This is a genomic window from Spirosoma lituiforme, from assembly GCF_054776635.1.
In genome coordinates, this window is record NZ_BAAHBO010000002.1 from 396,566 (window position 1) to 409,556 (window position 12,991).

Annotated in this window: 14 protein-coding genes; 10 read left to right on the forward strand and 4 right to left on the reverse strand. The window is 51.0% G+C overall.

Features of this window, described 5'->3' with window-relative positions; translation table 11 throughout:
• Positions 1 to 116: 116 nt before the first annotated feature.
• The 4 genes from ACYU87_RS10095 to ACYU87_RS10110 all read right to left on the reverse strand — a co-directional run bounded on the left by ACYU87_RS10095 (position 117) and on the right by ACYU87_RS10110 (position 3,626).
• The gene (locus tag ACYU87_RS10095) at positions 117 to 914 is read right to left on the reverse strand and encodes an RsiV family protein (protein ID WP_461133943.1); all 798 of its coding nucleotides are present in this window, start codon (positions 912 to 914) and stop codon (positions 117 to 119) included.
• Positions 915 to 982: 68 nt separating this feature from the next.
• Complete coding sequence (locus tag ACYU87_RS10100) at positions 983 to 1,720, reverse strand: LytR/AlgR family response regulator transcription factor (RefSeq protein ID WP_461133944.1); 738 nt, start codon at positions 1,718 to 1,720, stop codon at positions 983 to 985.
• Positions 1,721 to 1,767: 47 nt separating this feature from the next.
• Entirely contained in the window at positions 1,768 to 2,865 is a 1,098-nt protein-coding gene (locus tag ACYU87_RS10105) for a sensor histidine kinase (protein WP_461133945.1), read from the reverse strand.
• 125 nt (positions 2,866 to 2,990) lie between these two features.
• A complete protein-coding gene (locus ACYU87_RS10110) occupies positions 2,991 to 3,626 on the reverse strand; it encodes a histidine phosphatase family protein (RefSeq protein ID WP_461133946.1) in 636 nt (211 codons plus the stop codon).
• A 131-nt stretch (positions 3,627 to 3,757) separates the two neighbouring features.
• On the opposite strand from ACYU87_RS10110, the gene ACYU87_RS10115 reads away from it, so the two are divergent.
• The 10 genes from ACYU87_RS10115 (at position 3,758) to ACYU87_RS10160 (ending at position 12,986) form a co-directional block, all read left to right on the forward strand.
• Positions 3,758 to 4,174, forward strand: a complete 417-nt coding sequence (locus ACYU87_RS10115) for a hotdog fold thioesterase (protein WP_461133947.1) — start codon at positions 3,758 to 3,760, stop codon at positions 4,172 to 4,174.
• Between the two features lie 72 nt (positions 4,175 to 4,246).
• Entirely contained in the window at positions 4,247 to 4,495 is a 249-nt protein-coding gene (locus ACYU87_RS10120; RefSeq protein ID WP_461133948.1) for a hypothetical protein, read from the forward strand.
• On the forward strand, positions 4,492 to 4,905 hold the full coding sequence (locus ACYU87_RS10125) for a putative toxin-antitoxin system toxin component, PIN family (protein ID WP_461133949.1): 414 nt from the start codon (positions 4,492 to 4,494) through the stop codon (positions 4,903 to 4,905). Before ACYU87_RS10120 ends, ACYU87_RS10125 begins: the two co-directional genes overlap by 4 nt.
• 48 nt (positions 4,906 to 4,953) lie before the next feature.
• A complete protein-coding gene (locus tag ACYU87_RS10130; RefSeq protein ID WP_461133950.1) occupies positions 4,954 to 5,982 on the forward strand; it encodes a hypothetical protein in 1,029 nt (342 codons plus the stop codon).
• Positions 5,983 to 6,058: 76 nt separating this feature from the next.
• Positions 6,059 to 8,326, forward strand: a complete 2,268-nt coding sequence (locus ACYU87_RS10135; protein WP_461133951.1) for an NADP-dependent malic enzyme — start codon at positions 6,059 to 6,061, stop codon at positions 8,324 to 8,326.
• Between the two features lie 138 nt (positions 8,327 to 8,464).
• Positions 8,465 to 9,442 (forward strand): tryptophan--tRNA ligase, encoded by a 978-nt coding sequence (trpS, locus tag ACYU87_RS10140; protein WP_461133952.1) that lies wholly within the window; start codon positions 8,465 to 8,467, stop codon positions 9,440 to 9,442.
• A 116-nt stretch (positions 9,443 to 9,558) separates the two neighbouring features.
• Entirely contained in the window at positions 9,559 to 9,786 is a 228-nt protein-coding gene (locus ACYU87_RS10145) for a response regulator transcription factor (protein WP_461133953.1), read from the forward strand.
• Positions 9,787 to 10,226: 440 nt separating this feature from the next.
• Positions 10,227 to 11,141 (forward strand): sugar phosphate isomerase/epimerase family protein, encoded by a 915-nt coding sequence (locus ACYU87_RS10150; protein WP_461134363.1) that lies wholly within the window; start codon positions 10,227 to 10,229, stop codon positions 11,139 to 11,141.
• Between the two features lie 3 nt (positions 11,142 to 11,144).
• Entirely contained in the window at positions 11,145 to 11,720 is a 576-nt protein-coding gene (locus ACYU87_RS10155) for a phosphatase PAP2 family protein (RefSeq protein WP_461133954.1), read from the forward strand.
• 111 nt (positions 11,721 to 11,831) lie between these two features.
• Positions 11,832 to 12,986 carry a glycosyltransferase family 2 protein gene (locus tag ACYU87_RS10160; protein WP_461133955.1) on the forward strand — a complete coding sequence of 385 codons (1,155 nt, stop codon included), beginning with the start codon at positions 11,832 to 11,834 and terminating at the stop codon, positions 12,984 to 12,986.
• Positions 12,987 to 12,991 lie beyond the last annotated feature (5 nt).

Here is a 12,991-nt window from a genome sequence, read left to right on the forward strand (position 1 = left end):
ACCCATCGCCAGGCCGCGACGGGCACATCTGGCGGGCAAACTTACGGAATTACGATGGGCAAACGGCTTCCTGGCCGATCAATTTAGTAACTGGGTATGGCCCTGCGGCAACTCACTCAATACCAATCTTTTTGCAGAATTCCGTCGAGTTGTCCATACGGCACCGTAACTTGAATGGGGCCGACAGCGTACGCGGCAATTTCGTAGGGGTTGTAATAAAATACCATGCCTCGGGGACTCATCCCAACGTTGGCCGGGAGAAAAAAACGACCATCACGCAGAAAGTACCCCCGCTCTTCGAGGTTGTTCTGAGGCATTACCTGCTGTTGCTCCCGAAACGCCTTTTCCACCAGACCGAGTAGCGCCGTTGTATCCGAAACCATATCAGCCAGCGTCAGCATCTGCCCTGTTTCCCGGTCGAAGTTGTAGAAAGACAGGCTGGAATTTGGGTGCGCCCCGCCCGTGTACGCCATGGTTTCGTACTTAACGGTTACGGCTTTAGGGCCAACATGAACCGTATCAGCCGTCGTTTTTACCTCCCAGCAACCGCCCAGATTACCCATATCTTTCCGGACAGCCTCATAATCGGTAGCAAACAAAGAGGCCGCTTTGGCCAAATCTGTTTTGGCATCGGGATGCTCAGCTACCGTTACACTATCGAGCCAGCCCACAATGCTGTTGGCGGCCAGCTGGCGCAGACTGTCATTTATTTTGCGAGAGCCCTCCGTATTATCGTTGAGTAACACAAACGCGACGGAGACATCCACCCCGGCATTTTTGGCCGTATCGCAACGACTTGAACCCGTGAATACATACTGCTTTTTTTCCAGAGCGGGTGGTGTTGAACTGGTCGAATGGCAAGCCGTAGCGCAATAGATTAAGCCGCAAAACAGCAAGGCTAACGTGTTCTTCATGAGGACGTTGTCGTAACAGCAGCCTTTTGTTGCCAGAAAATAAGCCGGAACAAACCAAGTACCCTGTACTACAAACTTAACAAATCTTTAAACCGGATAGCCTGTCGGCGGCTAATTTCGATTTTATCTCCTCCTCTTAACGTGACCAGTAATCCGCCACTAAACCAGGGCTCAATCTTCTCAATCCACTGCAAGTTGATAATGTGTTTCCGGTTTGCCCGAAAAAACGTAGCGGGGTTAAGACGATCTTCCAACGCATTTAATGATTTGAGCACCAGTGGTTTCTGATCATCAAAATACAATCTTACGTAGTTACCCATCGACTCAAAAAGCCGCACTTTGCCCAGTTTAACAAACCAGCACTTTTCGCCGTCTTTCACGAAGACCTGGTCATTTTCGCCCAGTATTTTTGTCGACGTACCAATTGATGTGGTATGGGAAGATTCCTGGTTGTGCTGTTCTTCTTCCACCCGATGAATGGCCTCCGACAATCGGGCCAGTTCTACGGGTTTAAGCAGGTAATCAAGCGCGTTGAATTCAAACGCCTTAATAGCGTATTCATCAAACGCCGTTGTGAAGATCACTTCCGGCGTTTTTCCTTCAATGGATTGCAGAAGCTCGAAGCCGTTTTTTCCCGGCATCTGAATATCCAGAAACAGCAGGTCCGGCTCCAGCTCGTCAATCATGGGAAGGGCTTCATCGGCATTGGCCGCTTCACCAATGATTTGAATTTTAGGAAAATTTTCCAGCAACCGACGTAACTCGTTACGAGCCAGTCGTTCGTCGTCAATAATCAGGGTTTTCATTGTAGAGATTGACTAATAATTGATTGGTTCTGTATAGGTGAGTAAAACTACAGTATCGCCCGTCCTTCCTGGCTTTTCACCTTTTCACGCCTGAACATCCCCTCCGACTGGGCAGGAATGGTTATCTCGGCACAAACAACAGGACTCTCCTGGTGGCTATCGCCTTCCTGAAAAATATGAAACCGGGCTTCGGGGCCATAAAGTAGTTCGAGTCGCTGCGAGGTGTTGGCTAGACCAAAGCCGCCGGATGCTTTTTTATCACCCAGAACACCTGTATTTCGAATAATGATGTGAAGCTTATCGGCTACAAGGCTGGATTTCACTTCGATAAAGCCACCCCCTACCGCCGTCGATACGCCGTGTTTGATGGCATTTTCGACCAATGTTTGCAGCATCATGGGCGGCACCTGCCAGTAAAGCGTCCGGCCGTCGAGTTCAATGGATGACTCCAGGCGTTCTTCGTACCGCACTTTTTCGAGGGCCAGGTAATCCTCTACGGTCTTGATTTCTTCGCGAAGTTCGACCGTTTTACGCCGGTCGGCCAGCAGCGAATTGCGTAGCAGGTTGGAAAGCTGGGTGATGCTCTGCTGGGCTTTTGTCGGGTTTTCGTAGACCAGCGCCCGAATGCTATTCAGGGCATTAAAGACAAAATGGGGATTCAACTGCGACCGCAACACCTTGGCTTCCGTTTCCCGAATGCTCGTTTTCAGTAAAATCTTTTCGATTTCGGCGTTGCGATTTTCTTCCACATAATGGTAGGCCGTATAGCTCAATACCCAGGCAAGCATGGTTTTACCCCAGGTCATGATGTAGCCGAACAACGGCCAGGGTTCGTCCATCAAATGCTGCGGAACAATAAGCCGATCCATGGGCAGATTGACCATCGTCATGATCAGCGCCAGCACAAAAACGGATAGTAACACCCTGGGTGCCAGCTGAAAGAACGGCAACCGCACCCAGTTCCAGCGCCGGATCATAAGCCGGTAAAGATGGGTCAGGGTAATACCCAGAAAAATATTGGCAATCGCCAGATACAGTTCGTCGGCCTGAAAACCATCTTCAAGCAGATAAGCCAGGTACTCCACCAAAATGAGGAGCGACCAGCCGAACAGCTGACAAAACCAATATATTCTTTGCTTAGACATACCTTTCTGTTACGGCCCGCTACTCGTCAATCAGCGAATATAAATCGTTTGGCCCCGGTAAGCAGGTACATACTACACCAGTGGAAAAAAAGCGGGAAGGCCGGGCAAAGAAGCGGAGGAGCTCGTTACGCCATTGCTAATGATAGCAGGTGCGCCGTGTCGTTCGCTGACTCAATGGTAAAGACAGCCGTATCGTAGTTGTACTGTAGTTTGTACAGACAAAGATTACTGTGCTCGAACTGGTCCATCAACGAAAGCGGCTGCCCGGTAATCCAGCATAACAGAATGCGCATGGCCCGGCCGTGCATAGCGATCAGAACGGTTTCTTCTTCGGGATGGGCGAGAATGGCATCAATGGCCACCTTCTGACGGGCTACCACCTGATCCGGGCTCTCCCCGCCGTCGGTTGTTTTAGCTGAATTCCCCGACGCCCAGGATTCGATCAGATCACGGTAGTATTCGTTTTCCAGATTGCCGGGTGCTTTTCCTTCCATAACGCCCCAGCTGATCTCGTTCAGACCGGTTAATTTTTCGAAAGGTAACCCAAGCTCAATGAAAGGTTCGGCCGTCTGGTAAGTTCGCTTCAGACCGGAAATATAAATCTTGCTGAACGGCACGTGCTGGTAGGCCTGAAAAAAAGCCTGAGCCTGTGCTCTTCCCATATCGTTGAGGTCCGAGTCGACGCCACTGCCCTGTACCACTCCCCGCCGGTTATAGTCGGTTTCGCCGTGGCGAATCAGATAAATCGTTTTCTGTATCAAGCGTATTGACTTGCCTATTGGCAAATTTTTCCAAATTTGAAGACAAAATTACAAAAAACACCGCATTTATCTGTCTCAGCGATAAGGTTTCGCGGGTAACATTATCACCAACTTCACGTAAAGTTACTGTTATGAAAGCTGATTTCGACCTGACTACCCTTGGCTTCATCGATACCGATTCGCTTGGCAAGCACCTCGGTATCGAGTTCGTTGAAGCAGGCGAAGGCTATCTGCTGGCCCGGATGCCCGTCGACAAACGTACCCATCAACCCTTCGGTATTTTGCACGGGGGGGCATCGGTGGTACTGGCCGAAACGCTGGGCAGCGTTGCCTCCTGGATGATGCTGGACGATCCCACCAGGCAGCGGGCGGTAGGTCTGGAGATCAATGCCAACCACATTCGCTCCGTACGCGATGGCTGGGTGTATGGCCGCTGTACGCCCATTCATACGGGGCGCACAACTCACGTTTGGGACATTCGCATCACCGACGAGCAGGGCAAACTCGTATGCGTAAGCCGCCTGACGGTTGCGGTAATTGGGGGGTAATCTCGTAAATAAGCCAGTGCATGTTCTAATCCATCAAATTACCTATTTTTGTTTACATCAATTAGAAACTACATGGAATCTAAACTTCCCCTTTCAAATATTCAGTTGGAATTACTGAAGGTTTTTTCTCGAAATGTTCCCGACGACGATTTAAAAGAAATAAAGGCACTTATATCAAATTACTTCGCCCACAAGGCCGCGCAACTGGCTGACGATGCGTGGAATGAGGATAATCTTTCGGAAGAGACAATGAATAAATGGCGGCAAACCCATTTACGCACTGCCTACATAGTTCGACCAGAAGCCGGTACACAATCGTGAGAGTTGTTCTTGATACGAACCAGCTACTCAGCTCTATTTCGTCAAAATCGCAGTCACATTGGCTATATAAAGCCATCTTTACTGGTCAATTTACGCTTTGCGTAACGACAGATATTTTAGAAGAATATGACGAAATTATTGAGTGGGGATTTCGCCGGCGTGATATAACAGATAGTGTACTTGAGGCCCTTATCAATTCACCTTTTGTCGAAAAAATAAACGTGTCGTTCTTCTGGTGGCTTATCACGGTTGATCCGGATGACAATAAGTTTTCTGATTGTGCGATAGCCGCGGGAGCCAACTATCTGATTACTGAAGATCACCACTTTGATGTGCTTGCAGACATCGACTTCCCTAAAATTAATGTTGTTGGTTTAGACGAGTTCCGTCTTATTCTTGACGCTGTGTGATAAGTCTGAACAACCGCCTTCAGATTCAAAACTTTCCAGGCACAGCCGATGGTAGATAACCGAACAAAGTCGTTTAGGATTAAACGAAAAACGCTGCTTCTGAAGTGGCTTCCGCTTTTGTTGCTCGTTGCGTCGACGATCGTTGTGCCTTTTATGATTGCCGTTAGCGGTCAGCGCTATCCCGACCTGACGATAGCCCCGATCTTTTTCGCCATGACAGGTTTTATCTGGGTTCCGTTGGCGGCTGAATACTGGCGGCAAACAACAGCAGTACAGCTAGAGGAGACTCAGTTCACCATCAAGAAATTTGCCCAAAGGCCAAAGCGATTCAGCTACAGCGATAGTCTAGCCTACAACGAGCGGTTGGATTTTGGGCGGGGAGATCAGTTCAATGTCCTGACAATATATCTGAGCGATGATTTTTTTATCATTAAATCAAATGAATTTGACGAATACGAACAGCTGAAAGAAGGGTTGCTTGCCCAGGCTCAGCCCACGACCTATCTGAAAGTGATGACGCTGGCGGAACGTAACCGACTCCGGTGGATGATCAGCGGATTAGCGTTGTTTATTCTGGCTAACATCGCCTTTGCCTACCTGGCCCACGACCCGGCGGATCCAGCCCCGGCCCGGCTGGTTACGGTTACCGACCTTGTTGAGCAGGTTCGTGAAGACCGGCCCAAAGGTCAGCTCAAAGGCGTAACTTTTTCCCTGCGGAGCTACCCATCCTTTTCGTTTTATGTGTCCCGCAAAGATTACGATATTCATTTGGATCGGCTGATGGCATCGATCAGACTTCGGCAACCCGTTGACTTGCTCATTCGGGAAAGCGATTACCGCAAAAAGCTGCGAGAAACCGAGCCGCTTACGCTCGGTGATAAATTCAGCAACTACAAACAGATCCCGACGTTTGGCGTCAGGCAAACTGGCTCTGTTCAGCTCCAAACGACCAGACCCGTTCACGAACCGACCCATACGAATCCTGGTCAACGCACTTTTCTGTTAAGTGTCTTGCTCCTTTTTTGCTGGACAGGCTGGGCGTATGTAGACCGGCATAAAATTCTCCGGGCGAATTGATTTGGCATCCCGGCTCACTTTTTCCGTACCTTCGCGCTCCCAATGTTGAGACAGATAACGCATCAACAACATCCGTATGAACCAGAAAATCCGGCGCGAAGATGCCCTCGATTACCATGCCAAAGGGCGTCCGGGGAAACTCGAAGTCATCCCGACCAAAGAATACAGTACCCAGCGTGACCTTTCATTAGCCTACTCGCCGGGCGTAGCCGAGCCTTGCCTAGCCATTGAAGCCAACCCCGACGATGCGTTTAAATATACGGCCAAAGGCAACCTCGTTGCCGTAATCAGCAATGGTACGGCCGTGCTCGGCCTGGGCGATATTGGCCCTGCTGCCAGCAAACCCGTCATGGAGGGAAAGGGCCTGCTGTTTAAAATTTACGCCGATATAGATGTCTTCGATATTGAGTTGAACACGAAAAATATCGACGAGTTTGTCCGCACGGTCAAAATCATGGAACCCACCTTCGGGGGTGTCAATCTGGAGGATATCAAAGCGCCGGAATGCTTCGAGATTGAGGAACGGCTCAAGCGTGACATGAACATCCCGGTCATGCACGACGACCAGCACGGTACGGCCATTGTCAGTGGAGCCGCCTTGCTCAATGCGCTCGAATTGGTGCATAAGCCTATCGATACGGCCAGATTTGTGATTCTGGGAGCCGGTGCGGCCGCTATTTCATGCGCCCGCCAGTACATTGCCCTCGGGGCCAAACACGAGAACATGGTCATGTTCGACGTGAATGGCCCCCTTCGCACGGATCGCACCGATTTGAGCGAGTTGATGCGTCCCTTTGCGACCACCCGCAACATCCAGTCGCTGGCCGATGCCTTTGCCGGAGCCGATGTATTCATTGGCTTATCGAAGGGCGGCATCGTAAACCAGGACCTGATTCGCTCGATGGCACCAAACGCTATCGTGTTTTCTATGGCCAATCCAACGCCTGAGATCGGTTACGACGAGGCCATGGCTGCCCGCCCGGACATCATTATGGCAACCGGTCGATCCGATTACCCCAACCAGGTTAATAATGTACTGGGATTCCCGTATATTTTCCGGGGTGCGCTGGACGTGCGAGCCACCGAAATTAACGAAGCCATGAAGCTGGCCGCTACGTATGCGCTGGCAGATTTGGCCAAGAAACCCGTGCCAGACCTGGTTAATCTGGCTTACGGGGAGTCTAACATGATCTTTGGCCGAACCTATATCCTGCCCAAACCCGTCGATCCGCGCCTGTTATCAACGGTGGCCCCGGCCGTCGCAAAAGCCGCCATTGAATCAGGCGTAGCCCGGTTACCCATCACCGATTGGGATGCCTACGAACAACAATTGGCTCGCCGACTTGGTCAGGACAATCAGATTTCCCGGGTTATTCTGACCAAAGCCAAAGCAAATCCCAAACGGGTAGTCTTTGCCGATGCCGAGAACCTGAAAGTTTTGAAAGCCGCCCAACAGGTTCGGGATGAAGGAATTGCACACCCTATTCTATTAGGCGAACGGGCAAAAATCGAACAGCTTATCCAGGAAAATAGCCTCGATTTAGGCCAGATTCCGATTCTCGATCCACGAGCACCGGAGCAATCTGACCTGATCGATCGGTTTACCGATGTGTATTTCGATAAACGCAAACGAAAGGGCATCAACGCCACCGAAGCCCGGAAGATGATGTATTATCGCAACTACTTCGGGGCGATGATGGTCGAAACGGGCGAAGCGGATGCCCTGATCTCGGGTCTGACGCGCAGCTATCCCGATACCATCCGTCCGGCGTTGCAGATTATCGGGAAAGAGCCGGGCGTGAAAAAAGTAGCGGGTATGTACATTCTGCTCACCAAACGGGGTCCATTGTTCTTCTCCGACACAACGGTGAACTTTAACCCAACGGCCGAAGAAATCGTTGAGATTACCGAACTGACCGCCCGTACGGTTGAACGGTTTAACATTAAGCCGCGCATTGCGCTGGTCACGTATTCTAACTTTGGGAGTGCTAAAGGCGAGGATGCGGAGAAGATGAATCGGGCGGTCGAGATTCTGCAGCAGAAGCACCCTGACCTAGTTGTCGACGGCGAAATTCAGGCTCACTTAGCCTTTAACACCGAACTTCTTCAGCAAAATCATCCGTTCAGTAAACTCGTCGGGGAAGGCGCGAATACGCTTATTTTCCCTAATCTGTCGGCGGCCAACATTGCGTATAACTTAATGAGCGAAGCGGCTGGTTTCGACGCCATTGGCCCTATTCTACTCGGCATTCGGAAGCCGGTATACGTACTGCAATTAGGTTCGTCGGAACGCGAGATTGTCAACATGGTCGCCATCGCCGTCGTCGAAGCACAAGGCAAATAAGACCGGAATACTGGTTTGCCGGTTGTGGCAGTCCATCGTCACGGCTGGCTGACGCCTGTATAGCCGCGCTGGTCCGCTGGCGCATCAGCCAACCGTAAACGACAAACCACAAACCATCACCCGAATACAAAAACAACAATGGCACGAATCTTAACCGGTATACAAAGCAGCGGTCGGCCGCACCTGGGCAACATTCTGGGCGCGATCAAACCAGCCATCGACTTATCGAAACAGCCTGATAATGAGTCGTTTTTATTCATAGCCGATCTTCACTCACTGACTACGATCAAGGACGGGCCAACCCGACGGGAGTTTACTCGGGCGGTAGCCGCTACCTGGCTGGCCTTTGGTCTGGATACGGCTAAGAATACGTTCTGGCGGCAATCGAGAGTACCCGAACATACAGAATTGGCGTGGCACCTGAGTTGTTTTACGCCCGTTCCGATGTTGAACAACGCCACCTCATTCAAGGAAAAATCAGATCGGTCCAGCGGTCCGGTAAATACGGGTCTGTTTGTCTATCCGGTCTTGCAGGCGGCCGATATTCTGCTGTACGACGCCGAGATCATTCCGGTTGGAAAAGACCAGCGTCAGCACATTGAAATGACCCGCGACATTGCCAGTACGTTCAACCGGTACTACGATAGTGAGGTGTTTGTGTTACCCGACGCCCGGATTGATGACCGTCTGATGACGATTCCGGGCATTGATGGGGCAAAAATGAGCAAGTCGTACAACAATTACATCGACATTTTCCTACCCGAAAACGAGTTATGGAAAGTGGTAAAAAAGATCAAATCGGATTCGACCCCACTGGAGGAACCTAAAAACCCGGACACGGACATTACGTTTCAGTTATATTCCTTGCTGGCTTCGGACGAGCAGATCGCCGAAATGCGGGGTTTGTACGAAGGGGGCAACTATGGCTACGGAACGGCTAAAAGAGCGTTTTACGAACTTATTGTTGACCGATTTGCCACTGAACGCGAACGCTTCACGTATTACATGAACAACAATGATGCGCTGGAAGCTGAGCTTCGGGCGGGTGAGGAGAAAGCACGTGCCGTTGCGAGTAAAACGATTACCCGGGTTCGGGAGAAGCTGGGCTTTAACTAGCCTGGCAGAAAAACCTTACCGTTAACTCACTTCGTCGCAGGGAAAAGTGTGTATAATTTTATCTTTCAGGCGCTTATCTATCTTTAGCCCGAATAGTAACTAGCTCACTCCGCACGATGTATAACTATCCCCCCAATCAGAACGCCGTTCAGTTGAACCAGCGAGAACACCATTTTATACAGCTGGCTTGCTCTGAGCTAACCTATGTCCAGATCGCCGACAAAATGTGCGTTAGCCCCCGCACCGTTGACGGTTACCGGGAAGCCCTGTTTGAACGCCTTCAGGTGAAGAGCCGGGTTGGTCTTGCCATGTGGGCCGTACGAACGGGTATTGTGTCTTTATAAATCTTCCGTATTGATTTTTCTTCATCCACGGAGTCTTATTTCGTGGATGAAGAAAAATCGTTTTTTTGCCAGTCAGGTAGAACCGGGTCCGGAAAATTGCCAAGAATAAACTACCGGCAACGTATCCCCTGCGCCTGTCTATCAGCCTTGATCCGGTCAAAAGCACTGACCAACCTTCCGGCGTCACCACCCATTCGCCGATGCATCTCCCGCCAAGGCGCAATCTTTTCAACGCACACCAACGCATCTATACCGTTAAGCTTTTACCTTTGGCCCTCGTTTAGTCACGCCTGCTCTCCGTAGAGCTGGGCGTTGGCGAGTGCAGTAACTGCTGTATCACCAAAAGACTATGTAGAGCCCGGACGGTCACGTTCGGGGTGCGTTTTCGTATGTATATGAACCAACCGGATGTGGCCGTCCGGGCTGTACCCATCCCCAGTATGCTTAACCTCGGCTTTGTATCGGCTATCCTGGCTGACTCTGATCTAAACGGTGTTCTTCAATTTGCGTCGGAACATCGGTTTGCGTGCGTCGAACTTATGTGCTGGCCATCCGGTAACGCCGACGTCCGGCGGTATGCGGGCGTTACGCACGTTGATGTTGACAACCTGAACGTCGATGACATTCACGCCTTAACACAGTATCATAAGGTGTCTATTTCGGGACTGGGTTACTACCCCAATCCGCTCGATCCGAATCCGGAGCAGGCTGAGTTCTACCGCGAACACATCAAGAAAATCATCCGGGCCGCGGCCAGGCTGGGCGTTCCGGTTGTCAATACGTTTATTGGCCGAAATCCGTCCCTGACGATTACGGACAACCTGAAACTGTACACCGAGCACTGGCCCGCGATTGTGAAAGAAGCCGAAGCGTGTAACGTAAAAATTGGCATCGAAAATTGCCCGATGTGGTTTACGGACGACGAATGGCCGGGCGGTAAAAATCTCGCTACAACCCCGGCCATCTGGGATCGGATGTTCGAGATTATTCCGTCGCGGGCGTTAGGCCTTAACTACGACCCCAGCCACCTGATCTGGCAAATGATGGACGAAGTCAAACCCATCTACAACTACCGCGACCGGCTGCACCACATCCATCTGAAAGACGTAAAACTTTACCGCGACAAGCTGAATCGGGTAGGTAGTATGGCGAATCCGCTGGAGTACCATTCGCCCAAACTTCCCGGCCTGGGCGATGTGCGCTGGCGTGATTTCTTTGCGGCCCTGACGGACGTCCGGTACCGGGGACCGGTCTGCATCGAAGTCGAGGACAAAGCGTACGAAAGCCATCCTGACGACGTAAAAACGGCTATTCTGACAGCCCGTAACTACCTCAGTCAGTTTCTGGTTCTGTGATTTATGATTGACAAACTTAATCAATTCGATATTCACCTCTTTCTGTGGCTCAATGGTCGCTACACGCCCTGGCTGGACCCGATCATGATCTGGATCACGGAGCGGAATAGCTGGTTCCCGCTGTATGCCCTACTCATTGGCTGGCTTATTTTCCAGTACCGTAAGCAAGCCATCGGATTTATCCTGACCATTATTTTTTCCGTAGCGCTCGCCGATCAGGTAGCCTCTTCGGTCTTCAAACCACTTTTTCACCGGCTAAGGCCCTGCCATGAACTGTCTTTGCAAGCCCTTATTCATCCGGTTGTCGAGTGCGGGGGGCAATATGGGTTTGTTTCTTCACATGCCTCAACCACGTTTGCCCTGGCAACCAGCCTCTGGCTTATGCTGGGCAAGCGTCACCCCTGGCTACAATGGGGGTTTCTGTGGGCTGCGGTTGTTTCGTATAGCCGGATTTACGTAGCCGCTCACTACCCAATCGATGTGCTGGCAGGCACTGGTGTCGGCATATTATCGGCCACGCTGTGCGTATTCGTTCTGCGGAAGATTCAGGCCCGGTCAGCGAATAGCCACCCGGCTTGACCGCATAGCCTGGTAACTTATCAATGTAGACTAACAAAATTTCATACATTCTGTTGTGACTAAGGGTATACCCGCGCGACCAGATTTTTCATGTGGAGAACCCATAGCCCTATGCAAACGGAAACAGAGAAGATGATTCGTGTGAATACTACGCATCTTCTGTTTAATGACTCTCTCCCCTCTTCACAAGTACGGCTTACGGTCATTGTTCCGGTGAGGAACGAAGCCCATCAGTTGGTTGACACGCTGGAAGCGCTTCGCAAGCAGCAGGACGTCAGTAAACGACCAATCAGTGCAGCCCTCTACGACGTTTTGTTACTGGCCAACAACTGTACAGATGCGTCGTTTGATGTAGCCACCCGATACCAGCAGCAATACCCTGATTTTCAGCTTCACATTGCCCAAATCCAGCTACCGCCCGATAAAGCGAACATCGGTACGGTTCGGCGGATACTCATGGATGAAGCCTGCCGTCGGCTGACCAGTGTAGGGCAATCGGACGGAATTATAGCCTCCACAGACGGCGACACAGTGGTCGATAGTCGATGGGTGTATAACATCATGCTCGAAATGGCGAAGGGCAACGATGCCGTTGGGGGTCGCATTCTCACCCGACCCGACCAGAGCAACGTACGGCTGTTTCATCTGCGCGATGTTATGTACCGGACGCTGGTGGCCAAAGCGGAGGCCCAGTTCGATCCGTGTTTACACGATCCCTGGCCCCGGCACTTCCAGCATTTTGGCGCAAGTATTGCCGTTACGTGCCGCATGTATCAGCGGGTTGGTGGTCTACCCGAAACGCCGTATCTGGAAGACGAAGCTTTTTATCGGGCACTCTTGCGCGTAGATGCCAAGATTCGAAAAAGCCCGCACGTAAAAGTTTATACCTCAACCCGATTGCAGGGCCGGGTAGCCGTTGGTTTTTCGGAACAATTGCGTTACTGGTCAACAATGAGCCAGGCTAACCAATGTCAACTGGCCGAACCCGCCAAAGCCGTTATCGCCCGGTTCAACTACCGGCAGCAATTGCGACTTTGCTGGCAAAAGCGTAACCAGGGTGTGCAAACCGAGGTTCTAAACCGCATTGCTCTCGACCTGCGTATCGATCCGGACTGGCTCCTTGAGCAATTTACGAAAAGTCACTTTTTCGGAGAAATCTGGGAATTGATCGACGAGCGGATGACTTCAGGGCAATGGATGACGCAATGGAAACCCGTTCCCATTACCGTCGCCATTCGGGACATGCGAAACTTCCTGGTTGTATAATCTAT